Origin of the sequence: Terasakiispira papahanaumokuakeensis (assembly GCF_001709345.1) — a bacterium.
Classification (GTDB): Bacteria; Pseudomonadota; Gammaproteobacteria; order Pseudomonadales; family Halomonadaceae; genus Terasakiispira; species Terasakiispira papahanaumokuakeensis.
In genome coordinates this window covers 590,250-613,413 of record NZ_MDTQ01000001.1, presented here as the reverse complement: position 1 = coordinate 613,413, position 23,164 = coordinate 590,250, and the positions used below count along the sequence as shown (strand labels likewise).

Genomic DNA, 23,164 nt, shown 5'->3' with positions numbered 1-23,164 from the left:
CTTAATTGCACCGCACCCTATCCCCTATGCCAGAGCCGCCTTGCTTAACCTTTAGCCTATTGAAAAGCATTCGCTCTGGCACCATTTTCTAGAACGACTTAAAGTGATAGCACTATTTAGCGTTATCAAAAAATGCGTCATTCATACGTAGCAAGATTGAAACGGCGCCCAACGGGTTTTGGGCTGTCTTATTCGGTGCTGGAGAGCGACAGACCTCACCTCTCACCCCACAGGACCACAATTGATTACTGGGAACCATGAGCGAAGACCGATCGAGTAGCGGGCCAGGGCAGAAGACTTGGCTCGACAAAATACTGAATGCCTTTTCCGGCGAGCCCCGCAACCGGCAAGAGCTACTGGACTTCCTGCATGATGCAGGCGAGCGCCAACTTGTCGACACTGAAGCGATGATCGTCATTGAGGGCGCCCTCAAGCTGACCGATATGCAGGTGGGCGATGTCACGATTCCGCGCTCTCAAATGGTGGTGGTGCGTGATGGTCAGCATCCTCATGAGTTTTTACCCACGCTGATTGAATCAGCACACTCCAGGTTTCCGATCATTGGCGAGAACCCCGATGAAGTCCTCGGCGTCTTGCTGGCAAAAGATTTATTACCGCTGATTCTTGATCCCAGCAAAATGGATAGCTTCAACATCAGGACTCTGCTTCGTCCAGCCACCTATGTTCCTGAGTACAAAGGTCTGTATTCCATGCTGCGCGAATTTCGTGAAACACATCAGCATATGGCCATTGTCGTGGATGAGTATGGTGGTACCGCCGGACTCGTCACGATCGAAGATATTCTCGAACAGATCGTCGGAGATATTGAAGACGAGCACGACATTGACGAAGACGATGATATTCGCCCCTTACCTGATGGTCAGTTTTCGGTCTCGGCACTGACCCCCATTGATGATTTCAATGATCATTTTCATTGTCAGTTTTCCGACGATGAGTTCGATACCATTGGCGGCATCGTGATGCAAAAGTTTGGGCATCTCCCCCACCGTGGTGAATCAACGGTCATCGATGGTTATCGTTTTACTATCGTCAATGCGGATAATCGACGTATTCGGTTATTACATGTCTGTCCGGGAGTCAGCTCTGAAAACACTGACACAAAAGAAGACTCGCCCCACTCAAATCACTGAATGACGACCCTAAAAGGATTTAGCACTTAACAGCAGACCGCTTTGCCCCTAAGATCAGGCACTCTCATGGAGAAGAAGGCAAAGCGGTCAGGTCCCAAGCAGTCAGATCTAAAACGACTTGGCCTAAAACGACCCAGCCGAATGCCTGTATTGAACTCTTCAGTTATTGAACTCTTCAGTATTGCCTAATCACTGAATCAATTCATAAGGATTGCCATGAAGCTTGCCCGCCTGCAAGGCGCACTTTCAGGCCCGCAACTCCCCGGCCACTTAGTTGCGTTGTTCGCGGGAGCCTTTATTCCGCTGGCGACGGCTCCCATGGATGTGTGGCCACTGGCTTTTATTGCCCCTGCATTGTGGCTGTTCACCCTCAATAGCGTCACACCAGGCTTAGCGGCCCTGCGCGGCTGGATCTTTGGCATGGGGCTTTTCGGTACCGGTGCCTCTTGGGTTCAAGTCAGCATTTATCAATTTGGGGGGGCTTCAGAAGCACTCTCGATTGTATTAACACTGCTATTTGTCGCAGGCCTTTCACTCTTTACAGCCCTGCACGGCTGGCTCTGGCGCCGCTGGCTCAAGCAAGCCCCTATTTTGCTGACATTCCCAGCATTGTGGGTACTGATGGAGGCCTTTAGAGGCTGGTTTTTAACGGGCTTTCCTTGGCTCTATTTAGGCACAACGCAAACCGATACTTGGTTGGCCAATCTTGCCCCCGTGATCGGCGTCAATGGCGTCAGCGGCGTGATTGTGCTCATGAGTTTATTGATCGCGCGTACCATATGGCTGAGCTTTCCCACTCTGGAAATACGCCTCCCCATGGGCTATCGGCTTACCGACCTCTTGCCACGACCCAAACGCTGGATACCGCCGACCGCCTTTATTGGCATCCTCTTGGCGATAGTGGCCATCGGTCAAATACAGTGGACTCACCCTGTCGGCCAACCACTGACCATTGGCTTGGTACAACCAGATATTCCCCAGGAAGAAAAATGGGATCGACGCTATCTGCGCGATATCGTGAACCGCTACTGGGATCTCAGTCGCAGTATCAAGCCTGTGGATGTCTTGATTTGGCCAGAAACAGCACTTCCTTTGGAGGAGCATCAGGCTTACTCCGTCATGGCTGAGGCTTTAAAACAACAGGCGCCTCACACCACACTGATTACGGGCACCGTGTCGCAATCCAGTACAGAAGGCACGACAAGACGTTTTCGTAATACCGTAATCACCGCCAATTACGATCAAAAGCTGAACATTCAAGGCCATTACTTCAAAAACAAGCTGGTCCCCTTTGGCGAATATGTACCACTGGAAAGCATGCTTAGAGGTCTGATCCGCTTTTTTGATCTCCCGATGTCCAGCTTTATTCCCGGCCCAGCCGATCAACCCCTACTTGCTGTCGACAATACCCTGATGGCGCCGCTCATTTGCTATGAAGTCGCTTACTCGGGTTATGCCGCACGACAAGCGCAAGGCGCTCAATGGCTACTGACTGTCTCCAATGACAGTTGGTTTGGCCGTTCTGCAGGCCCCTTGCAGCATTTTCAAATTGCCCGTTTTAGGGCCCTAGAAGCCGCCAAGCCTCTAGTCCGCGTCACTAATAACGGGATGACAGCTGTCATCAACCCAGAGGGCCAAGTCGACATGGCACTACCTCGTTTTGAGGCCAAAGTCCGCAAGACGTTACTCCAACCTTATCAAGGCATGACCCCCTACTCTCGTTGGGGCGCTTATCCGGTTTATCTTATCAGCGCTTTATTGATACTCTGGGGGTGGCGCCAACGTTTACGGGCGACTCTTGCGCCGGCGGAAGACAAGGCCAACTGAAGGCAAGTCTAACTGAAGGCAAGGCCAACTGAAGAGTCGCCTCAAGAATTAAGCTCGATCGAGCACAACGCCTGATATTCAGGCCAGAGGATGGCAACGTCACTGATGATTCATGAGTTTCTTTATGACATCTGGCCTCTATTATTTGCTGCCAGCTCTTTTGTCATCGCCTTAAGCGCGGCAATCCATGTGCTCTTGCACAAGCGAGACAGCCGAGCCATGGTCGCATGGATGGGGCTGATCTGGCTGTCACCGCTGATTGGTGCAACGGCTTACCTCATGTTGGGTATCAACCGAGTGAAGCGTCGAGCCTCAGCCCTGCGCCAAGCCATGCCAAGAGTACAAGGCCAATATGATCTGGCCCCACACCAAGTCACCCCTCTCGAACAGTTCATTCCTGACACATTACAGCCGCTCTCAAGGCTGGCCGGCCAAGTTTCTCGCCAACCCCTATTAGCCGGTAATCGTATACAACCGCTGATCAATGGGGATGAGGCCTATCCAGCCATGCTGCAGGCCATTCAGGGGGCTCAAACCAGCATCACCTTGTCGAGCTACATCTTCAACAATGACGTCATGGGCCGACGTTTTGTCGAAGCCCTGCAAGCCGCTCATCAGCGAGGCGTAGCGGTGCGGATCTTGATTGACGGCATGGGGTTACGCTATTCCTGGCCCAGTATTCGAGGTCCACTTAAAGCGGCTCAATTGCCTCACGCTATTTTTTTACCCCCACGCATGCCCACCACCCTGCCTTTTATCAACCTACGCAACCACCGCAAAATATTGGTGGTGGATGGCCGCTACGGCTTTACTGGCGGGATGAATATCAGTCTGGGCAATTGCTTGGCCCTGAAGCCCACTGCGCCGATCCACGACTTGCATTTTCAACTTGAAGGGCCGGTGGTGAACGAACTACAAGCCGTTTTTGCTGAAGACTGGGCCTTCACCTGTAAAGAAGTCTTAAGCGGCCCCCGCTGGTTCCCCGCCCCCGAAACACCGGGCAGCAGCTTGGCTCGCGTGATCGCAGATGGCCCAGATGAGGATTATGATGCGTTACGCCAACTACTACTGGGCGCCATCACTGCGGCACAGCAACAAATTCATATCATAACGCCTTATTTCTTACCTGATGCCAGCCTTGAAGATGCCTTGATTACGGCAGCGCTGCGAGGGGTAAAAATCAAAATATTGCTGCCGCAACACAACAATATTCGGATGGTGGATTGGGCCTCTCGTGGCCTTTTGTCTCCACTACTGATGCGTGGCATCGACATTGCCTTACAACCGGGCCACTTCAGCCACGCCAAGAGCTTTACCGTGGATGGCCAATGGTTATTGCTAGGCTCGACCAACTGGGACCCACGCAGTCTGGCACTCAACTTTGAGTGTGCCGTGGAATGTTATGACGACTGGCTTGCGTCTCAAATGGACGACACTTTTGATCAGCATTGGCAACAAAGTAAACTGCTGACATTGAAAGATTTGACTGAACAATCACCCCTTTTAAAACTTCGAAATGCCACGGCTCGCCTGCTGACACCTTATCTTTAACGTATCCACAATCCATTCAGAGTGACCAACACAGCGTTCATGATGTTTTCGCCCCCTTGAAACCTTTTATGTATTACCGCATCTCATTACTAGAACGTCTGATCACGCCTTCACCGGGCCATACCGGTCAAAAGAGCGCATCAGATCAAAATGTTTGTGATGAGGCTGTGCGAGCTGGCTCCCGTGCCAAAACGGTCTAAGAGCAGCATCACAACCTTATCAAACCATACCCGAAATTGGAGTTTCTATGTCTGGTAAACGCCATCCCTTGATGACCTTAGCCATTGCGATGCTGCTGACCACGAGTTCTGCAGCCTTTGCTAATGAACGAGTCGAAGAAGGTCAATGGAACCAACTAAGCGAAGAAGTCCGTACTGACTTAGAACGCTTGTCAGACTATAGCGCAGAGCGGCGCGATGAAGCCGTCGCTTTGGGCCAAGAAGTCATGAATAGCTTGGACAGTGAGTACAATCAGCTGAAAAAGCAGGCTAACCAACATTGGGATCAGCTCAGTGATTCTAGCCGGGCGACATTACGCACCCAAATGAAAGCCATTGAGCGCCAACGCGCCGAATTGTCGGCCCAAATGCAAGAGTGGAAATCGGGTTCAGATGAAGCATGGCAGCATCTGAAGCGAGGCTTAGTGAAGAGCTACGCCAATATGAGCGATGCCCTACAGGATGCAGGACGCTCATTAAGCCGGGATGAAACAAGCGCTGAATAATCTCAGCGCTTGAATTGGGCACAAAGCGTGACTCTCTGCGAGTTATAACTTTTCTTGGGTCATGACCATCCTTGGATTATGGCCTTCCTTGGGTCATGACCTTCCTTGGCTTATAACCCACCAGAGGTTATCTCTCGCCACAGGTTATCACTCGACATGGGGATAACCTGCCATCGATTACAGTCGAGCCGCCAGGCGCATGCCTTGATCAATGGCACGCTTGGCATCGAGCTCTGCGGCTAATTCGGCACCGCCAATCAAATGAACGGATCGTCCCAACGCTTCTAAAGGGGCGATCAATTCATTCACAGATTCCTGCCCCGTGCACAACACGACAGTATCCACTGCTAATAACTGGGGCTCGCCGTTAACGGTTAAATGTAACCCGTCATCATCAATCCGTTGATAATCACACCCAGGCACCATACGGACTTGATTCATTTTTAACGATGATCGGTGAATCCAGCCCGTGGTTTTGCCCAAGCCTTTACCTGGCTTGGATGTCTTACGCTGTAAAAGCCACACTTCTCGTGCAGGCATCGGGGGCTCACGATCGATCAGCCCGCCTGGCGTTGACGCCTGCAAATCGACCCCCCACTCACGCATAAAGTGTGCAGTATCCACACTCGGCGACGTCCCTTGCTGCACCAAGAGTTCAGCCACATCAAAACCAATACCACCAGCGCCCATCACCGCCACATGCGCGCCCACCCGCTCGGGATACATAATGGCATCGGTATAACGCATCACCTTTGGATGATCAACTCCAGCAATATCTGGCACTCGCGGTGTAACCCCGGTCGCAACCACAACCTCATCGAAGTCCAGCAGCTGATCCGACTCAACTCGCGTATTCAGTTTCAACGTCACCCCTGTAATCTCAAGCTGACGACGGAAATAGCGAATGGTTTCGTGGAACTCTTCTTTACCTGGAATCCGGCGCGCATAATTAAACTGCCCACCAATGTCCGAATGCTGTTCGAATAGCGTCACCTGATGGCCCCGCGCTGCGGCGTTGACGGCACAAGACAAGCCCGCTGGCCCAGCCCCTACCACCGCAATCTGACGAGGTTGATCGACCGGTGTGAGCGATAGTTCTGTTTCATGACAAGCTCGCGGATTGACCAAACAAGAGGTCAGTTTCATCTGGAAAGTGTGATCCAAGCAGGCCTGGTTACACGCGATACAGGTATTAATTTCATCATGCCGACCCTCTTGCGCTTTACGTACCCACTCAGGGTCTGCCAGAAAAGGGCGCGCCATCGACACCATATCCGCATGCCCTTCAGCCAACACTTGCTCAGCCACTTCCGGCATATTAATTCGATTAGTGGTAATCAAGGGGACGGATAATGCGGCCTTCATCCGCTGAGTGACGGCAGAAAAAGCCGCTCGGGGCACGCTGGTCGCAATCGTCGGCACTCTCGCCTCATGCCAGCCAATGCCCGTATTAATCAACGTCGCGCCAGCCGCTTCCACCGCTTGTCCCAGCATGACCACCTCATCATGAGTGGAGCCCTCTTCGACAAGATCCAGCATCGACAGACGGTAAATCAGAATAAAGTCATCCCCCACAGCCTGACGAATGCGGCGCACAATCTCCACAGGAAAACGCATCCGGTTCGTCACGCTGCCCCCCCAACGATCCTCTCGATGATTGGTCCGGCGGCAAATAAACTGATTAATCAGGTAACCCTCTGACCCCATGATTTCAACGCCATCATAACCGGCTTGTTGCGCCAATAACGCGCATCGCACATAGTCATTGATCTGGGCTTCGACTTCGTCATCGGTTAAAGCATGAGGTGTAAAAGGGTTGATCGGCGCCTGAATAGCAGAGGGCGCGACTTGGGCGCGGCTATAGGCATAACGCCCTGCATGCAAAATCTGTAAACAGATTTTGCCCCCTGCCCCATGAACCGCCTCGGTCACCTGCTGATGTGATGCGGCCTCCTCATCGTTGGTCAGTTTGGCCGCCCCATCAAACACAACCCCCTGATGATTCGGCGCAATCCCCCCTGTGACGATTAATCCCACACCCGCCTGTGCTCGCTCCGCATAAAAGGCTGCCAAACGGCTAAACCCACCCGGATGCTCTTCTAGATTGGTATGCATCGAGCCCATCAAGACTCGATTTTTTAAAGTAGTGAACCCCAAATCTAGCGGTGCCAGTAAATGGGGGTAGAATGCATTGTCATCAGTCGTCATGGATCTCTCCCAGCCAGCGCAGTCATCACGTCAGGATTATAATTCAAACAACTGACTGATAGTTTCAATGGGTTAAGGCAATTTAGCAATCCCCCCCAAAAGTTCAATACGCTTAAGCCCCCTTGATCAACGCCGTTATAGATCCAGGTTTTTATCAACAACGTTTTTATCAACAAGGCTTTTATGAAAAAAGCTAAAAAAGCTTTTACCAATATCGCTCAAAGCGTCTCCCAGCCATAGGGCAGACGCGGGCCTCATCACTCACGCTTGTGCGGGCGAGCCTGCCGGTCAAAATCATCATCACACTCATCGTGTGCTAATGCGTGAAAGCGATGATGGATATGACGTGTCACGCACCAGACGCTGACCAATACCAGCGGTACCAGAATCCCCATAGCTAACGACTTATTGAAATGCCAACCAGTTCCATACAAGGCTTCCAGCAAATATTTACCCAAGCCCACTAAATAGTAACTAATGGCGGCAACAGATAACCCTTCGACGGTATGCTGCATCATCAACTGGATTTTGGAACGCTGATTCATCGCCCCCAGCAATTCACGATTCTGCTGCTGTATCGCCATATCAACACGAGTGCGCATCATATCGCTGGCCCGATCCACACGACGCGAAATATCCTCTAAACGCTCACTCACCGCCTGACAAGTACTGACCGCAGGTAATAAACGTCGACTGAGAAACTCGTTGATGGTCAAATGTCCCGACACCTCATCTTCACGCAAAGCCTGCAAGCGCGTTTCGATCATCTCAGCATAGGCCCGAGTCGCCGTAAATCGAAACGTCGTCTGTGCACGGAAGGCCTCTACCCTGGCGGCCATCTGCGTCAACTCCGCGAGTAAGGCCCTTTCATCAACCGCTTGACAGTGCTGTTGATGAGCCAACGTATCAGTCAGTCGGTTCAACTGGTCATCCATATCACCGAGCAGAGGCGAAATTCGGCGTGCATCAGGCAAAGCCAGCAACGCCATCAAGCGGTAAGTTTCAATTTCAACCAACCGCTGAACTAAACGCCCCAGTTGAGAATCGCTTAACTGCTTGTTATACACCAGCAACCGACCCAAGCCATCACGATGTAGCTGAAAGCTGGTCCATATCCGTGCAGCGCCATCCAAAGAGTTGGAACCAATCAATCTCATCTGTTCAAACCACGGCTTCACCTCAGTCGGCTCAGGCTCTTCAACTTCTCGCGCATCTTCGATCGCCATATGAAAGCCTGCCACTAAGGCGCCCGGCAATGCCGCCAGCCAAGCAGAAGGTAAATCAGCAAGGGCCGTTTGACGAAAGGGATCATCCGCTGGCTCAGGCGACAAATGAATCAGGGTATACGTTGTAAACTCTAAATGCTGTTCCCAACGAATACGAAAATGATCAAAGGTTTTCTCATAGCAATGAGTCACCTGTTCAGGAATTTCATAACCCAATAACTCATGCAGTTTCTGCAAATGACGAAATTGCTCAGCTTTTTGCTGCTCATTGACCTGCAGCGCCAAGTGGGTAATCCGAGCCGGACTGGGGATCACCTGAAATGGACGCGAATGCAGCTCGTTGTAAAGCATTTCGCGCAACGGATGAATATCCAACAATTGCGTAATGTGAGTCATAGCCAATTCTGTCCTACTATCGTGTCCAAGCGTTCAACTCATTCACAATCCACGCACACGCCTCAGTCTTTGATGACCGTGATACGACCCGAGCATGGCTTGCTTTATCATCATTAAGGCGTCAGCGACTATCGCATTCGCAACCCGAGAAGGTCTACTTATAAATCACCCATAAAGACGCCCCATCAGTGCAAAACGACCATAGCGCAGATCAAAGCAAATGATTAAAACAAGACAGAAGGCGTGACATCGAAATACATGGAAAAGCTGGAAAAGAGAGAACCACCATATCGGCGTAGCCAGAAGCCAATAGAGAAGCAGGCAGGCAGTAAGAGGGAAAAGCAAAAGAGGGAAAAACAAGAAAAAATACGATGAAGCGAAGGTCTGTAAGAAAAAAGAAAAAGAAAGTCTATACGCTAAAAACAAAAAAACCTTCAGCTTTCGCTTGAAGGTTTCTTGGTGTGATCAAAGATCACCATGATATTTTGAATGGCGGACCGGACGGGACTCGAACCCGCGACCTCCGGCGTGACAGGCCGGCATTCTAACCAGCTGAACTACCGGTCCACATAATTCAAAATAGATCGATTCGATAATTTATTTCATCTTAATATTCAGTGGCGGACCGGACGGGACTCGAACCCGCGACCTCCGGCGTGACAGGCCGGCATTCTAACCAGCTGAACTACCGGTCCACATTCTGAATATCTGTCTTCGCTTAATGGTGGGTGGTACAGGGTTCGAACCTGTGACCCCCAGCTTGTAAGGCTGGTGCTCTCCCAACTGAGCTAACCACCCATGGCGGACCGGACGGGACTCGAACCCGCGACCTCCGGCGTGACAGGCCGGCATTCTAACCAGCTGAACTACCGGTCCGCATATTAAGCAAAAACCACGATCAAATCAACTCTCTATCTGATCTCATGAAGTGGTGGGTGGTACAGGGTTCGAACCTGTGACCCCCAGCTTGTAAGGCTGGTGCTCTCCCAACTGAGCTAACCACCCCTCTCCATGTGCGGCGCATTTTACATTCTTCCCCGGGACTGTCAAACACTTTTTTCATTTTTTTTCCTTTGGCTTCACGCGGTTAGCTCACAACCAGCCGAAGCCAATGGTTTTCCATATCAAAAATCCCAGCGTAAAGCAGAGCCAGCGTAAAACAGAGACAGACGCCTGTTGATATTTTTGCCCCATTCCACCAAGCCATCTCCAGTGACATGGCAATGTCATATTCAGACAACCGCTTTCTGAACGGCTTTGCAGGGTTTCCCCTCGAAAGAGTTTAAGGCTCAACATCGCTCGCGTTAAAGCCGACACTCACACTCCAGCAATCCCCGCTTGAGGGATATCGCCACAAGCACAATGCTTACACGCCTGTCATTAAAGGCGGTTTCACCATATCAATATGCGGGATACCATCTTCATCATATTCATCACTCACAACCTCAAACCCTAGTGAGGTATAAAACTTCTTCAAATAAGCCTGCGCCCCAATTTGTATCCCCATGCCGGGATACTGTGCTTCCGTAAAACGAATGGCTTCACTCATAAGAGCGCGCCCGATGTTCAGGTTTCTGAATGCTGAAACCGTCATCACTCGGCCAATAGAGGGTTGCGCATATTTAATAGCCGGATCGACAACCCGCGCATAGGCGGCCAACTGATGATCGACCAACACTTCTAGATGCCATGAGTGCACATCCATCTCATCGACTTCTTGGTAAGCACACTGTTGTTCCACGACAAAAACTGACTCTCTTGCTTTTATAAGGGTCAGTAATTCCAAAGCTGAAAGATTTTCTATGCGAGACCACTTAAAATTTAATGTCATTAATCAACACATCTTAATCAGTCAAAAGAGCGCTCAACAATATCGTTTTAATTAGAACGACCGTAAACAACTTTAATTCATAACCTTCTCTATAACCACTGTACAATCCACAACGACCCCACAATAAACCCGAAAATAAGTGCCATTAATATGCCATCAAACCTTCACAGGCTAACAGTAGGGCCGACGCCTTTAACGGATAAGAGCACATTCTTTCAGCCTCAGAAAATGCCATAAAGCCTCCTCACAAACAGATAAGCATCACTGATGACCTCCTGACACACGGTCTTTTGTGTCGTACTGCCACCCATCGCATAAACAACCGCTAAAACCTCAATCATGGCAGTACGAGGGCTATTAAAGTGATTGATCGCTTTTAATCATACCAACGTTAAACACACAAAAAAGAAAGCGCCTCACACGTTTTGGTTGGCGTAAACTCGATTACATCGTAATGGGCTAACCCATTAATTTTAAATGGATCTTGTTCTAACACTTGATCAAGTGCTGCTCGACTGTCCATCTGAGCCAAAATCACGCCGCCCGTTCTCGGCTCTTTTCGACCGGAGGCGAGAAAAACCCCTTTGGCATAATAGGCATCAAGATACTGTATATGATCCGCCAGATGCTTTTCGATTTCACTTAATTCACATACATAAGTCAGCGACACAATAAACATTAAAGTCCTCTTGGCCCTTTATAACAGGCTCACGGTTTATACATAAAAGCCAGCATCTTGCTGGTGACTTGAACCGACCCAACCCATGGAGTTTGTAAGTTTTTCATCACCCCATCAGGCATCACGGCTCGGTGGAGAGGCCGCACTGCCCGCTAAAATGCCGCCATCGATATTCATTTCAATGCCGGTGACATATTTGGATTCATCAGAGGCGAGGTATAGCGCGGCATAAGCCACGTCTTTCGGCTCGCCCATCGTGCCCAGAGGAATCTCGGATGCAATCACTTTCATCGCGCTTTCCCGATCTTCACCCTCTCCAAGCATCACATCCCATATCGGAGTATATATGGCGCCCGGATGAATAGAGTTACACCTGATGGGGTACTGCTTTTGCGCACAATACAATGCAACGGATTTCGAGTGGTTGCGAACAGCGGCTTTGCTGGAAGCATAAGCCGCAGCAAAGGGGATTCCGATAAGACCGGATCGTGAAGAGATATTCACAATACTGGCCGCCGAAGAGGTTTTCATCAGCGCAATCGCGTATTTACAGCCCAGCGCCATACCATCCAGGTTGACGCGATGGACTTGATGCCAACTTTCAATATCCAAGTGCTCAGGGTCATGCGGGCCCGAGGTTTCTAAGATACCGGCAATACCCGCATTATTGATCAGAATATCCAGCCCACCATAGGTGCTGCGAATATAGTGACTGACTTCAACCCAATCATCTTCACGGCTGACATCAAGAGGTATATAGCAAGCATTGGCACCGATGCGGGCGGCAACATCGCGGCCTAATTCATCATTAATATCAGAGAGAATCACTTGGGCTCCCTCAGCCGCAAAAAGTGTCGCGATGGCTTCACCGATTCCCCTCGCCGCCCCAGTGACCAATGCGGTTTTATGTGCAAGTCTCATGGTGTTTCCTTATTTAGATAGGCTTATTTAAACCCCACCCTGTTTAAACCCACCGTCTTTAAACTGACTCTTTAAGATCACGGCTTCATTTAAGTCAGCAAAAAGTTGATCACGGCCTGATTAAAAACTGCAGGTTGATCCATCAGCGGTAGGTGTCCAGCGTCTTTAATGCAGCATAGTGTGGCATCAGGCATGATCGCGGCGGCCTTGGCACCGTATTCGAAAGGAAAAAGCCGGTCATTTTCGCCCCAAACGACTAGCGTCTTGTTGGATATACGACTCAGCGCTGCGTCCGATAGGGCTGAAACTGCAGCACCACGCCCTTGCGTGAAGGGCTTTTGCCCCCCTTTCTGCTTCAAAACCTCAATTGAATAACGCCCATGGTTCGGATCGCGTTTTTTGGGTTCAAACAGGATATAACGGGAAAAGAACCGATTCGCGAGAGATGAAGGCCAAGTGTTCAACCACACCATTCCGACAATCGATAACAGCGGAGACTTTGCCCCCAACCCACCAGAGTCAACCAGTACCAGCTTATCGACGACCTCGGGATAATCAAGCGCCAACTGTAACGCAATGGCGCCACCTTGAGATAAGCCGATGATGTGTGCACGAGTAATGCCCAGCTCGTCTAACCACTGCTTTAGCCAGGTGACGAAATATGCTTTGTCATAAGCGGCATCAGGCTTATCAGACTCGCCATAGCCGACAATATCAGGCGCGATAACATGAAAATGTTGTGACAACGGGCCAATAGAAGGATACCAAGTGACCGCACCTGCACCGCCTCCGTGAAGACAAATCACAGGATAGCCCGTGCCCGCTGATAAATAAGCAGTCTTGATCGTGTCGACCATGACATCAGCCTGAGTCACTGGGATACCCACACTGTCGATCAAGGCTTGTCTCGCGTTTTGCTTTTGCATTGATGAGTAGCCTTTTACGAGAAGGTTTTCATGAAAAACCTTTGGAGAGAACCTTCAAGCACTCAGAAAACGCCCTCAGCTGCTCATCCGTTAAAGGTTCCAAGAGGGCCGCTGAAGCATGTGCGAATGATGCCTGCGCGTCCTCGTAGATTTGCTTTCCAGATGCCGACAAAGTCACCAGGCTGACTCTGGCATCGCGGGGATTGTCTTCCTTTTGAACTAATCCTGTTTTTTCCATCGGTGTAATCAGGCGCGTAACACCTGATGGGCTCAAACCAACACGCTCAGCAAGATCGCTGCGGCGCATTGTTTGTGTTGGTGTCGCATATAATTGGTTGAGTACAAGGTATTCAGTGACCCCAATACCATGGGCGGAAAGCGCACCGCCAATGCGTTTCTGTATTTTACTGTTGAGGCCGATGAGACTCATCACTTGATCACTTTCGGCTAGCTCGCCTTTAACCCGCTCACTTTCTGTTGTTTCAGACATGTCACATTTCCTTGCGATATACTTGAGTAGTCAACATTATACCCAAATAATTGCAAGCTCAAGCATTCCACAAATAAAATCATCACAAGTTCACAAAAAAAGGCGCAGTAAGTCATAACTCACTGCACCTTTGGGGTTTGATCAAGGCGCCAAGCAAGACGCCTATCGGCTCACGAGGGAAATAAGCCCCCTCGTGAGCTGATGGTTAAAAGGGAGCCTCAATATCCACAACGCCCACCAGTTTATGATTCACAAATTCTTTAATCCCCAGCCCAATCAATTCCCGGCCATAACCGGAACGACGGACACCGCCAAAGGGCAGGTCAGGTTTAATCACGGTAGGGTGGTTAATAAAGATCATACCGGTTGAGATCTGGTCGGCAACTTTTTGTCCCCGTTCAATATCTTGGGTAAAGACAGAGCCGCCCAGCCCATACGGGGAATCGTTGGCTATGCGAATGGCATCCTGTTCATCTTCCGCCCGAATCAGCATGGAAACAGGACCAAAGAACTCTTTGTAGTAGGCCGGATTATCCGGTGTGACATCCGTGAGGATCGTCGGCTGTACAAAAGCCCCTTGGGTCGGCACCGCAGGCCCCACCGGGGTCGCAGTGGCACCATGTTGAACCGCTTCATCAATCATGGATTTAAGGTTATCCGCCGCCTCTTGAGAGGACAGCGGGGCCAGGGTCGTCTCGGCCAGCATCGGATCACCCGCCTTCAATTGAGCAACCGCTTCGGTATAGCGCTGTAGAAAGTCATCATACAGATGTTGGTCGATGATCATGCGCTTGGAGGCCGTGCACACCTGCCCGCCGTTAAAATGCCGGCCCATGACGGCCCATTGGATGGTTTTATCGAGATCGGCATCACGGAGAACCACAAAAGGATCAGCCCCACCCAATTCCAGGGTCGTTTTCTTCAAAGCTTTACCTGCCTGTTCGGCAACTGAGGCACCGGCCCCTTCAGAGCCTGTCAATGCGACCCCTTGAACCCACGGATCATGAATCATGGTTTCGACCTGATCCTTGGTGGCATACAGGTTCTGGAAAGCACCGCTCGGTAATCCTGCCTCTCGCATCAGTTGCTCAAAAGCAGCGGCACTTTGCGGCACAATCGAGGCATGCTTGAGTAATACGGTATTCCCTGCCGCCAACTGAGGCGCAATAATCCGGGCAACTTGGTAGTAAGGAAAGTTCCAGGGTTCAACCGCCAGCAACACACCTAGGGGTTCGTGCTTGAGCCAGTATTCTCCCTGTTCATCACTGGCCGGTAGTTTCTCCGGCTGTAATAAAGTCTCAGCATGACGGGCATAATATTCAAAAATTTCAGCACAAATCTCGACCTCATCTTGCGCTTCACTAAACAGCTTGCCCATTTCGAGGGTCAGTAAACCGGCCAAATCAGGTTTTTCTGCTCTCAGTAAATCAGCCGCCTTTTGCAAGATTTGACTGCGCTGGGAAAAGGTCGTCGTTTTCCAGCCGTCAAAGGCTTCTTGAGCCGCTTCCAATGCCTGCTGAATCTCCTGGTCAGAAGCATTTGGAAAGCTTTTAACTTGCTCTGCGGTAAACGGATTCACCGTTGCATAGGCCATGACAACCTCCTGCGCGATTGTGCTAAACAAATGAATAGAAGCTCAAATGGCATTCACGGCCATGATCTTCTTGTTTAATCATTTGCGGATGGCAGCAGACGAATACAACCCCCAGCTTGATTTAATGCTATGCGCCTGCTTCGGCTCAATTCAGCTTCATTTCAAGGATCGTGCCGGAGGTAATCACTCAGAGTGAAATCGCCTAGGATGCATCGCTTAAGGTGAAAGAACCCGAGTCGTATATCTCGGCAAGGTCACCATTCCACCGGGGAACAAGCGGCATAACCCGGTGGAATTTTCTTGGCTGACGACAAACACTTCACCATCAAAGACCCAGCGCTTCAGGTAGAAACAGTCGCCTAAGCCTCTTCCCTTTTGCATCATGCTCAGTGTGCCTTGCGCATAATCTGTGGCACTGAATGTCACTTCCTGTAATGGCTTGAAGGTGTTGCGATCAACCACAAAAGCCACACTGCCCGCGTTATAGGCCGCTCGCCAGCATGCTTTCATCACCAAGGCTTTATCCGCCGTCAGGGCCGCATACTGCAGATAGTCTTCAGACAGATCACATTCCGCCGCACGGGTATTGGCCAAAGCGCGCAATAATTGTTGTCCTTGAGCCGACGAGGTAGAGATCGGTCGCAGTTGAGCCTCCAACACGGCGGCTTGCTGAATCTCTGGTTTTGGAGGCGCCGTCGGTATATCGGCTTCAGATCGAGACCCTTTCACGATCAAAGCACCGGGGGTATTAAGGCGTTGCTGTACCGCATCCATGCGCCGTAATACGGCACTGATCCCATGATCAGACAGTGGCAAGACAATCCCCGACCCTTCCAATCGAATATCGACATGTTGAGTGGCCATCGCCACCAATTGCCCAACTTGTGAGTCCGTTAAGCGCCCATCAGCAAGGACCTCGCCCATATCTTGCTGATTCATCCATAAATGCAAAGGCGTTGTCTCGGCCATATCTTCTGTTGAGACCCAACGACCGGTTAACGCTGTGCCCGGCCCAGCGGCTCGACTCAAGATCAAGCCCGCCCGTTGCGCCTCAACATAACGCTCAGGAGGATAACCGGCCGCCCGACACAATAGCGTGTTATCGCAAACAAGCAGCCAATCTCCCCGCATAAAATCAGGCACGCTGTCATTCTCTGCGTGGCTCGCCATGGCCACACCCGATAAGATGAGCATCATCACGACTTTTCGAACGGGCGTATGATGCAAGCGCATCAACACATCGTATGCGGCCTCCAGCGTCTTAAACACATGAGCTAAACTTTTGAACCGTAAGCTTTTGAACCGTAAGCTTTTGAACCGTAAAGTTTTAAGCACGGAACGTTTAAGCTCAGAACCTTTAAATACTGGACGTTTAAACACCTTAGGCCTCTCCTTATTTGATCGCCCGAGCCAACGACCGTTTTCCCTCATCGCGACAAAACGTCTCACCTCACAGGGACATGGCGCATGCTATTATAGCGCCATGAGAATATAATGCGGTTGTGTACTCATGTGACTTATTGAACGAACTGACGATGATCACTCAGTTGAGTGACTCACTAAGATTGTGAATCTGCCGTGACTTTCAGTTTAATGCGCCTCTCTCAACGCTATCACTATCATGCGGTCGGGCTAAGCCTGCTTGCCGTATTGATGCTGTATCTGGGGCCTTTATATTCTCAGCTGACGCGACCGGCACCGATGCCTTCGGGCATGGTGATGGCACATCAATTCTCAGCACAGCAGCAGAGCACATCGACTGATGCCGTTACACATACGCTCGTGCAGCCCCACCATGCGGGCGATCATCATTCCCATCTATCCCATTTAGAAGCTTGTGGCTACTGCTCACTGCTCTTTCACTTGAGCTGGATGCAAGCACTGGCCATACCACTGGTAACGACTCAGGTTCCCAGCCTTCCACTACCAGCGGTACGTCACGCATCAGCAGACGAAGCTGATGTCTATTCATCGTCTTATCCTCGCGCACCACCGCATGCTTAATGAGTGAGGCTTAAGCACCCTCACTCTCCCCCACATAGTGTTTTCAGGCATGCATAGCCAGGCATTTCCTCATCAGACTCGCCTACGCTGTGCATGTCGATTAATCAGTAGACGTCACCCTGTTGTGCCAAGGTCTGAAAAGGCTTCCAGCGCTGGGTTGACGGCTTTTTCATGATATGCACAGCCACGAGATTTTCTTAAAAGCAACGAGATTGCGCTATTAAAGGCAACGAGATTGCACTAAGAGATCGCGCGAATAGATTGCACTCAAAAGTGCAGCCCAGCGCATCATGGTGGCCTTAGTTGAGAGAGAGACGATGTCGACACCGACACCGCCAGAACAAAAGCAAAAGTCCAATAATGCACTTTTGTTACTCATCACACGCCTGCATTTTTATATTGGCCTGTTTGTGGGCCCCTTTATTTTTATCGCAGCACTGACCGGTACCTTATATGTGCTGACGCCCCAATTAGCCAACATCATCTATCAGGATGTACTGACCACTGAGAGTCAAGGCCCTGAACAGCCGCTAGCCGCACAGATTCAAGCGGCTCAAGCATCGCTTCCCCATGAGCTAAAATTATTTGCCGTCAGACCCGCGCCGAGCCCCGGCGAAACCACACGCATTATGTTTTTAGACCCGGCCTCTAAGCTCTCTGGCGCCAGCGCGGTTTTTGTTGACCCTGTCACGTTACAGATCACCGGCCACCTCCCGGTGTACGGCACCAGCGGCATACTGCCGCTGCGCATGAATCTAGACTTTTTGCATCGTCAGCTGCTGCAAGGCGAATGGGGGCGCTATTACAGTGAGTTGGCCGCCTCTTGGATGTGGATTGCAGCCTTGGGTGGCCTCTATTTATGGTGGCGTGGCGGCAAGAAAAATAAGGCTGAATTTGCGGCACGCACGCCTCACTTGAGGCATCGCCGACGCCACGTCCAAATTGGTCTGGTGATCTTTCTGGGGCTGGTCTTTTTCTCCGCCACCGGCCTAACCTGGTCGAAATGGGCGGGCGGTAATATTGCTCAACTACGCGCCCAAATTGGCTGGGTGACGCCTTCCGTTTCCCTCAACTTAGAAACACAGGCCCCCAAAGCAACCGCTCATGATCCGCATGCGGCCCATCATGATGCTGGCAATATACAGAGCAGCACTGAAACTCACCCGCTATGGACCCCTCAGCAGTTTGATCAAGTCTTAGCCACTGCCAGAGCGGCGGGTATCGATGCCGGCAAGCTGGAGATCAAACCACCTAAATCTGCAGATAAAGCTTGGTTTGTGCGTGAAATTGACCGCTCATGGCCCACGCAAGTCGATAGCGTCGCGATTGACCCGAATCAGATGAAAGTGATCAGCCGTGCTGATTTCGCTGAATTCCCGTTGATTGCCAAACTGATTCGCTGGGGTATCGATGCCCACATGGGCATTTTATTCGGTTGGCCGAACCAATTAATGCTAGCAGCATTCGGCATCACCCTGTGCGTGATGATTATCCTGGGTTATCGCATGTGGTGGCTACGGCGCCCCGCTGCCGGGCCAACAGCCAAACCCTTGCTACAGGCCTGGGCCAAACTCTCCAACACACATAAAAGTATCAGTGTCATGCTCGCGTTGTTCTTAGGCTGGAGCTTACCAGTACTGGGCGTCAGCTTAATCATCTTCCTAATGATTGATGCCCTCCGTTGGCGAGCGGCTTCAGACACTGCTCAAAACTGATCACACAGGTCTAGCACAACGCCCGTCAATCCCAATAGAAAGCCCCCACCGGTCGAAACACCGATGGGGGCTTTTTCCGATCAAAAGCTTGTTTCCGATCAGAGACTCGGTAAGCGCGGGTTAACGGCGGTCTTCAATCTTAAGTTTGAGCATGCCCTGCTCGTTAATCGCCAACGCTTGGATAAAGAGCCCTTTAACCATAGTGCCCTGGCGTAAATCCTGCTCAGACACATACAAGGTCTGTTCTGGTTGCGCCTGCGCACGACCTTGGCTATTCATGGTCTGAGAAGTCAACGTCAGCACATAACTGCCTTGTCGATAGCCACTGTAAAATAATGACCAAGAGGTCGTCGGCTTACCTGAAATGGCATCGGTACTGACAAAGAAAGGTCCGCGATAATCCATCGCCCAGCGACGTCCAGCCTTGCCCCCAGTGACCTGAATTAAGGGCTCTTCAGTCGCAACATGCCCCTGTTCATCCAAAATAACGCCGATAGCACCCCGGTAATAATCCGGTGTCGTAAAAATAGTGAGGCCAGTTAAGTCTTTATTGAGGAGCTTATCAACCGCAGGAGAGACATTGCCATGGCCCTGCATTTTGCGGGTACTTGAAAGCGAGTCTAAACGATCGACATTAAAGCGATAAAGGCCTGACCAGTGAGCACGACGGGGAAAATCACGACGTGTAGGCGCATGAGCAGCCACTTCCTGACCAGACTTCTGAGATGCACCATACTCCTCAACCGTTAGCAATTTATCGCCAATAGAAGCCCACCCATGATCAACATGATCTGATGTCAATAATTTTGATGACTGAACCGCTGCCGAATCCCCTAACTCAACAGGCGGACTCACCGTTGTCAGATAGAAAGGCTTACCACCACACCCTTGGAGTAGCACCACAAAACACAACAAGACCAGCTTTTTCACATTATCCCCTTCGGTTCCCTGAGCCGGATTCATGCGATCAGCATATCCGACAGACTTAATGTGAAAGCACTGAACATCTGACTTACAGGCATTGAGCGTATTTCATGGCTCATAGGGGCTTTACGTATCACAAAGACCCGGACCAAAGCGGGAATCGGTTTAACGGTGATTCTGGTGGCCACATCCCTGTCAGCATGATGGATCAGTGCTCCATCAAGCGATGGTTATAGAGGAACGCCTGACACATTGCAATGACACTCTGTTGCATTGATCCATCAATGGGTTAACCCCGCACACCCGGGCGATACATCTCGAAACGCTCGGCATCACTGATGCCATAATAGGCAGCGGGGCCTCCTGCTCTTAAGATCGGCTCCGCGAGTGTCGTTTGATAAACCCCATCAACCAATAAGTGCTCTGCAATATGCACACCAACAACCTCCCCGAGCACCAGCCAGGTGTCAACGGCTTCACCTTGTGCCGTATTCAGTTGAATCAGCTGACTGAGCTGGCACTCAAAAGCCACCGGGCTTTCTTTAACACGCGGCACCGCGATACGTTTTGAAGGCTCAGGCGTTAGCCCGGCCAGTTCAAACTCATCAATATCGGCATCCACGGCTTCACAACTGGCGTTCATCGCCTCAGCCAAGGGGCGCGTCGCCAGGTTCCAGCAGAAGGTTCCCGTTGCTTGAATATTACGCACCGAATCCTTCCACCCAATACTGGCAAATCCAATAATCGGCGGCGTGTAATTAAAAGCATTAAAAAAACTATAGGGCGCCAAGTTCAAATGTCCTTCGGCATCCTGGGAGGAAATCCAACCAATCGGACGCGGTCCAACAATGGCATTAAAGGGGTCGTGCGGCAGGCCATGGCCTTGAGCAGGTTCATAAAAATACTGAGACGGGTTCATTAAAGGTCCTCAACCAATAGACGTAGCGAGCGAATACAATGAATTTATCACAGTACATCAAGGGTCTGGCCTTATAAGTGACTCCATCACGTCAATAGCATGGTCATGTCATCCCCCTCAACTTAGTGACTAGACGGAGGTTTTCAGAACATGCTATCTATAAGAAGACACACAATATGTCACATATAAGAGACAATAATAAACATCCCTCCCTCGCAAGGAACCGCTCATGAGTACTGATGATAAGTCCACACTGACGTTATCTGCGTTATCTCCACTGATGAATCAAGCACTTCAGCAAAGTGCGACGCTGACACGTTATGCTGCGACTGACCCAACAGAGGCGGTGATGACCACAAATGGATGCGTCACCACCATTGATAAGGGTACAACCTCATGGTATTTCAACCCAGATCAGGTAACGCCCTTGGTCCCAGTCAGCCCGAGTCAATCACCTACGCCTTATGTTGATGTTCAAGCTCAGTGGCTGAATACTCAGCAAGCGCTGGAGCAGAATATTCGCGTTGAGCATGGCGGTAGTGCCAACACTTTTGGCGGTGTTGGGACCTTACTTGTCCCCCCGGCGTTCCAAATTCCCACCGTGATGGCCACCCCTGAAACGGTGCGTCACTATGGGCTCACGCTGATCGACCGTGATGAGGTACTGGCTTGCGAATCCCGCGATTATGAAATCGTGATGATGCGCTACACCTATACGCCAGAGTATAAAAAGGACTTTCTAATGCAGCCTCAAGGGGGCGGCGGTATTTTTGTCGAGACCCATAACTTTCCCCATATTCATATCCCCCTAAATGAACAATGCGGGGGCTATATCGTCATAGGCAAGCGCCTCAGCGATGGCAACACCTATCACTTCACAGCATTCCAGATTCCTTACGGCAAAGCGCTCTATACCCCAGCGTATACCATTCATGGCGATGGCACGCTGGTGGGTGAATATGGGATTACGGTCGCCGACTCAGCTTTTGTCCAAGCCGATACCGTCCTAATCTATAACCAAAAGACTAAGACCATGGCACACCATGTCGTGCCTGATTGGCCTAACAATCAAGACGACTTTGAGAACAAAGAGGGTCAATCTCATGGCTGATCGAGATGATAATCTCTATAAAACATTGCTGGAGTCGACCAAGGCCATTCCCTGGAAAATGAATTGGGAAACTAAAGCCTTTGAATATATCGGGCCACAAATCGAACAACTGCTGGGTTGGCCTCAGGAAAGCTGGCAGTCAGCTCAAGACTGGGTCGATCGAATTCACCCCAATGAACGCGCCGACAGCTTTAATATGTGTGTCTCGCAATCCGAGTGCGGGATTGATCATGAGATGGACTACCGTGCACTCACTGCAAATGGCGGCTATGTTTGGGTCCGCGATGTCGTGCATGTCATTCGGGAGGCGGGTAAAACCGTCGCCCTGGTGGGCTTTATGTTCGATATTTCCGAGCGTAAAAAGATGGAAGATGTGCTGCTACGCCTGAACAAGCAACTGGAGTCGCTCTCTTATCACGATGCCTTAACCGGCATTGCCAACCGCCGCATGTATGATCGCTCACTCGAACTTGCTTGGGCCCAAGCCCAACAGTCTCAACGTCCGATCTCAATGGCGTTGTTCGATATTGACCATTTCAAGGATTTTAATGATCACTATGGTCATGCCGAAGGCGACAACTGCCTGAAAAAAGTCGCACAAACCTTGGATAATGCAGCCCTAAGACCCTCAGACTTACTGGCACGTTATGGTGGCGAAGAGTTTGTCTTACTGATGCCGGAAACAACGCAAGAAGAGGCCGTCGAAATCGCCGAAGTCTGTCGACGAATGGTGGTGAATCAGCAGCATCCTCATGCTCGCTCATCCGTAGGCGGTGTCGTTACTGTCAGTGTCGGGATAGCCAGTATCATCCCGGAGGCGCAACAACCCATGACCCGCTTATTTGAATTGGCGGATAAAATGCTTTATGCGGCTAAGAAGCGAGGCCGTAATTGCGTCGAAGCCCCCGGGCCAAGAGCGACTCAAGCGCTGAATTAACCCGAAAAAACGACAGGGACGTCGCCCTCC

At 50.7% G+C, this 23,164-nt stretch carries 20 protein-coding genes and 5 tRNA genes; 8 read left to right on the top strand and 17 right to left on the bottom strand.

What is annotated here, in order from left to right; genetic code table 11:
- Positions 1-257 precede the first annotated feature (257 nt).
- The 4 genes from BFW38_RS02730 (at position 258) to BFW38_RS18075 (ending at position 5,253) form a co-directional block, all read left to right on the top strand.
- The gene (locus BFW38_RS02730; protein ID WP_068997006.1) at positions 258-1,151 is read left to right on the top strand and encodes a CorC family transporter; all 894 of its coding nucleotides are present in this window, start codon (positions 258-260) and stop codon (positions 1,149-1,151) included.
- 216 nt (positions 1,152-1,367) lie between these two features.
- Positions 1,368-2,978 (top strand): apolipoprotein N-acyltransferase, encoded by a 1,611-nt coding sequence (gene lnt, locus BFW38_RS02725; RefSeq protein ID WP_068997005.1) that lies wholly within the window; start codon positions 1,368-1,370, stop codon positions 2,976-2,978.
- A gap of 90 nt (positions 2,979-3,068) precedes the next feature.
- Entirely contained in the window at positions 3,069-4,529 is a 1,461-nt protein-coding gene (locus BFW38_RS02720; protein WP_084004413.1) for a phospholipase D-like domain-containing protein, read from the top strand.
- Positions 4,530-4,776: 247 nt separating this feature from the next.
- A complete protein-coding gene (locus BFW38_RS18075; protein WP_068997004.1) occupies positions 4,777-5,253 on the top strand; it encodes a hypothetical protein in 477 nt (158 codons plus the stop codon).
- A 177-nt stretch (positions 5,254-5,430) separates the two neighbouring features.
- Here BFW38_RS18075 and BFW38_RS02710 read toward each other — a convergent pair whose 3' ends face one another.
- From BFW38_RS02710 to BFW38_RS02645, 15 genes are all read right to left on the bottom strand, one after another.
- A complete protein-coding gene (locus BFW38_RS02710; protein ID WP_068997003.1) occupies positions 5,431-7,461 on the bottom strand; it encodes an NADPH-dependent 2,4-dienoyl-CoA reductase in 2,031 nt (676 codons plus the stop codon).
- A 257-nt stretch (positions 7,462-7,718) separates the two neighbouring features.
- A complete protein-coding gene (locus BFW38_RS02705) occupies positions 7,719-9,083 on the bottom strand; it encodes a DUF3422 family protein (protein WP_068997002.1) in 1,365 nt (454 codons plus the stop codon).
- 490 nt (positions 9,084-9,573) lie between these two features.
- Positions 9,574-9,650 (bottom strand) — tRNA-Asp (locus tag BFW38_RS02700).
- Positions 9,651-9,701: 51 nt separating this feature from the next.
- Positions 9,702-9,778 (bottom strand) — tRNA-Asp (locus BFW38_RS02695).
- A 27-nt stretch (positions 9,779-9,805) separates the two neighbouring features.
- Positions 9,806-9,881: transfer RNA gene (locus BFW38_RS02690), tRNA-Val, on the bottom strand.
- Between the two features lies 1 nt (position 9,882).
- Positions 9,883-9,959, bottom strand: a tRNA-Asp gene (locus tag BFW38_RS02685).
- 53 nt (positions 9,960-10,012) lie between these two features.
- Positions 10,013-10,088: transfer RNA gene (locus tag BFW38_RS02680), tRNA-Val, on the bottom strand.
- A gap of 87 nt (positions 10,089-10,175) precedes the next feature.
- A complete protein-coding gene (locus BFW38_RS17810) occupies positions 10,176-10,400 on the bottom strand; it encodes a hypothetical protein (protein WP_139116541.1) in 225 nt (74 codons plus the stop codon).
- A gap of 49 nt (positions 10,401-10,449) precedes the next feature.
- On the bottom strand, positions 10,450-10,914 hold the full coding sequence (locus BFW38_RS02675) for a GNAT family N-acetyltransferase (RefSeq protein ID WP_068997001.1): 465 nt from the start codon (positions 10,912-10,914) through the stop codon (positions 10,450-10,452).
- Between the two features lie 391 nt (positions 10,915-11,305).
- Positions 11,306-11,593: a YciI family protein gene (locus BFW38_RS02670; RefSeq protein WP_068997000.1), complete on the bottom strand. Its 288-nt coding sequence runs from the start codon at positions 11,591-11,593 to the stop codon at positions 11,306-11,308.
- 114 nt (positions 11,594-11,707) lie between these two features.
- Positions 11,708-12,514, bottom strand: coding sequence for an SDR family oxidoreductase (locus BFW38_RS02665; protein ID WP_068996999.1), 807 nt, complete (start codon positions 12,512-12,514; stop codon positions 11,708-11,710).
- An 89-nt stretch (positions 12,515-12,603) separates the two neighbouring features.
- Positions 12,604-13,440: an alpha/beta fold hydrolase gene (locus BFW38_RS02660; RefSeq protein ID WP_068996998.1), complete on the bottom strand. Its 837-nt coding sequence runs from the start codon at positions 13,438-13,440 to the stop codon at positions 12,604-12,606.
- 28 nt (positions 13,441-13,468) lie between these two features.
- Positions 13,469-13,930 (bottom strand): MarR family winged helix-turn-helix transcriptional regulator, encoded by a 462-nt coding sequence (locus BFW38_RS02655; protein ID WP_084004412.1) that lies wholly within the window; start codon positions 13,928-13,930, stop codon positions 13,469-13,471.
- A gap of 205 nt (positions 13,931-14,135) precedes the next feature.
- Positions 14,136-15,524, bottom strand: coding sequence for an NAD-dependent succinate-semialdehyde dehydrogenase (locus tag BFW38_RS02650; RefSeq protein WP_068996997.1), 1,389 nt, complete (start codon positions 15,522-15,524; stop codon positions 14,136-14,138).
- A gap of 216 nt (positions 15,525-15,740) precedes the next feature.
- Complete coding sequence (locus BFW38_RS02645; protein WP_218186346.1) at positions 15,741-16,757, bottom strand: DUF1176 domain-containing protein; 1,017 nt, start codon at positions 16,755-16,757, stop codon at positions 15,741-15,743.
- A gap of 345 nt (positions 16,758-17,102) precedes the next feature.
- Between BFW38_RS02645 and BFW38_RS02640 the strand changes: the two genes are divergently transcribed.
- Together BFW38_RS02640 and BFW38_RS02635 are read left to right on the top strand one after the other, a co-directional pair.
- Complete coding sequence (locus BFW38_RS02640) at positions 17,103-17,528, top strand: DUF2946 domain-containing protein (protein ID WP_139116540.1); 426 nt, start codon at positions 17,103-17,105, stop codon at positions 17,526-17,528.
- A gap of 317 nt (positions 17,529-17,845) precedes the next feature.
- Positions 17,846-19,243, top strand: a complete 1,398-nt coding sequence (locus BFW38_RS02635; RefSeq protein WP_068996994.1) for a PepSY-associated TM helix domain-containing protein — start codon at positions 17,846-17,848, stop codon at positions 19,241-19,243.
- 120 nt (positions 19,244-19,363) lie between these two features.
- On the opposite strand, the gene BFW38_RS02630 is transcribed toward BFW38_RS02635, so the two are convergent.
- Positions 19,364-20,206, bottom strand: coding sequence for a hypothetical protein (locus BFW38_RS02630; RefSeq protein ID WP_068996993.1), 843 nt, complete (start codon positions 20,204-20,206; stop codon positions 19,364-19,366).
- A gap of 250 nt (positions 20,207-20,456) precedes the next feature.
- Positions 20,457-21,086, bottom strand: coding sequence for a flavin reductase family protein (locus BFW38_RS02625; protein ID WP_068996992.1), 630 nt, complete (start codon positions 21,084-21,086; stop codon positions 20,457-20,459).
- A gap of 229 nt (positions 21,087-21,315) precedes the next feature.
- Here BFW38_RS02625 and BFW38_RS02620 point away from each other — a divergent pair, with 229 nt between their 5' ends.
- Both BFW38_RS02620 and BFW38_RS02615 read left to right on the top strand, forming a co-directional pair.
- Positions 21,316-22,197 (top strand): hypothetical protein, encoded by an 882-nt coding sequence (locus tag BFW38_RS02620; RefSeq protein ID WP_068996991.1) that lies wholly within the window; start codon positions 21,316-21,318, stop codon positions 22,195-22,197.
- Positions 22,190-23,134: a sensor domain-containing diguanylate cyclase gene (locus BFW38_RS02615; RefSeq protein WP_068996990.1), complete on the top strand. Its 945-nt coding sequence runs from the start codon at positions 22,190-22,192 to the stop codon at positions 23,132-23,134. Before BFW38_RS02620 ends, BFW38_RS02615 begins: the two co-directional genes overlap by 8 nt.
- Positions 23,135-23,164 lie beyond the last annotated feature (30 nt).

Coding starts and splice junctions, on each gene's coding strand:
- BFW38_RS02730 (WP_068997006.1), top strand. CDS start 258: ATGAGCGAAGACCGATCGAGTAGCGGGCCAGGGCAGAAGACTTGGCTC.
- lnt (WP_068997005.1), top strand. CDS start 1,368: ATGAAGCTTGCCCGCCTGCAAGGCGCACTTTCAGGCCCGCAACTCCCC.
- BFW38_RS02720 (WP_084004413.1), top strand. CDS start 3,069: ATGGCAACGTCACTGATGATTCATGAGTTTCTTTATGACATCTGGCCT.
- BFW38_RS18075 (WP_068997004.1), top strand. CDS start 4,777: ATGTCTGGTAAACGCCATCCCTTGATGACCTTAGCCATTGCGATGCTG.
- BFW38_RS02710 (WP_068997003.1), bottom strand. CDS start 7,461: ATGACGACTGATGACAATGCATTCTACCCCCATTTACTGGCACCGCTA.
- BFW38_RS02705 (WP_068997002.1), bottom strand. CDS start 9,083: ATGACTCACATTACGCAATTGTTGGATATTCATCCGTTGCGCGAAATG.
- BFW38_RS02675 (WP_068997001.1), bottom strand. CDS start 10,914: ATGACATTAAATTTTAAGTGGTCTCGCATAGAAAATCTTTCAGCTTTG.
- BFW38_RS02670 (WP_068997000.1), bottom strand. CDS start 11,593: ATGTTTATTGTGTCGCTGACTTATGTATGTGAATTAAGTGAAATCGAA.
- BFW38_RS02665 (WP_068996999.1), bottom strand. CDS start 12,514: ATGAGACTTGCACATAAAACCGCATTGGTCACTGGGGCGGCGAGGGGA.
- BFW38_RS02660 (WP_068996998.1), bottom strand. CDS start 13,440: ATGCAAAAGCAAAACGCGAGACAAGCCTTGATCGACAGTGTGGGTATC.
- BFW38_RS02655 (WP_084004412.1), bottom strand. CDS start 13,930: ATGTCTGAAACAACAGAAAGTGAGCGGGTTAAAGGCGAGCTAGCCGAA.
- BFW38_RS02650 (WP_068996997.1), bottom strand. CDS start 15,524: ATGGCCTATGCAACGGTGAATCCGTTTACCGCAGAGCAAGTTAAAAGC.
- BFW38_RS02645 (WP_218186346.1), bottom strand. CDS start 16,757: ATGCGCTTGCATCATACGCCCGTTCGAAAAGTCGTGATGATGCTCATC.
- BFW38_RS02635 (WP_068996994.1), top strand. CDS start 17,846: ATGTCGACACCGACACCGCCAGAACAAAAGCAAAAGTCCAATAATGCA.
- BFW38_RS02630 (WP_068996993.1), bottom strand. CDS start 20,206: ATGAATCCGGCTCAGGGAACCGAAGGGGATAATGTGAAAAAGCTGGTC.
- BFW38_RS02625 (WP_068996992.1), bottom strand. CDS start 21,086: ATGAACCCGTCTCAGTATTTTTATGAACCTGCTCAAGGCCATGGCCTG.
- BFW38_RS02620 (WP_068996991.1), top strand. CDS start 21,316: ATGAGTACTGATGATAAGTCCACACTGACGTTATCTGCGTTATCTCCA.
- BFW38_RS02615 (WP_068996990.1), top strand. CDS start 22,190: ATGGCTGATCGAGATGATAATCTCTATAAAACATTGCTGGAGTCGACC.